The organism is Falsirhodobacter sp. alg1, assembly GCF_000739715.2.
GTDB lineage: Bacteria > Pseudomonadota > Alphaproteobacteria > Rhodobacterales > Rhodobacteraceae > Falsirhodobacter.
In genome coordinates this window covers 1-502 of the sequence record NZ_BBJC02000123.1, presented here as the reverse complement: position 1 = coordinate 502, position 502 = coordinate 1, and the positions used below count along the sequence as shown (strand labels likewise).

At 60.6% G+C, this 502-nt stretch carries 2 pseudogenes; one reads left to right on the top strand and one right to left on the bottom strand.

Annotated elements, in window-relative coordinates:
• A pseudogene (locus TR36_RS14545) lies at nucleotides 1-310 on the top strand (ribonucleotide-diphosphate reductase subunit alpha); the annotation flags it as partial.
• Between the two features lie 2 nt (nucleotides 311-312).
• On the opposite strand, the pseudogene TR36_RS15345 reads toward TR36_RS14545, so the two are convergent.
• Nucleotides 313-502 (bottom strand): annotated as a pseudogene (locus tag TR36_RS15345) (substrate-binding domain-containing protein); the annotation flags it as partial.

Here is a 502-nt window from a genome sequence, read left to right as displayed (position 1 = left end):
GGGCAAGAAACAGCGCGGAGAATTGATCTCCTGCTTCCTGCTGCGGCTGGAAGACAACATGGAATCCATCGGCCGGTCGATCAACTCGGCGCTGCAACTGTCCAAGCGTGGCGGTGGCGTTGCCCTGATGCTGACCAACCTGCGCGAGGCCGGTGCGCCGATCAAGGGGATCGAGAACCAGTCCTCGGGCGTGATTCCGGTGATGAAACTCCTGGAAGACAGCTTCAGCTATGCCAACCAGCTGGGGGCGCGTCAGGGCGCCGGCGCGGTCTATCTGAACTGCCACCACCCCGACATCCTGAAATTCCTTGGAGTGTTCTCACCGATGCCCTGACAGAACTGCTGCAGGCCGGCCGACGAACCGCCCGATTGAACGACAGGTGTCGGGAAATCGAAATTCTCACCGAAAGACTCTGCAACGATCGTTGCATAGGGCAATACCGTTGACGAGCCGGCAACCTGAACCTGATCGCGGCTTTGGGCCGAAGCGGCGGCGGCACAT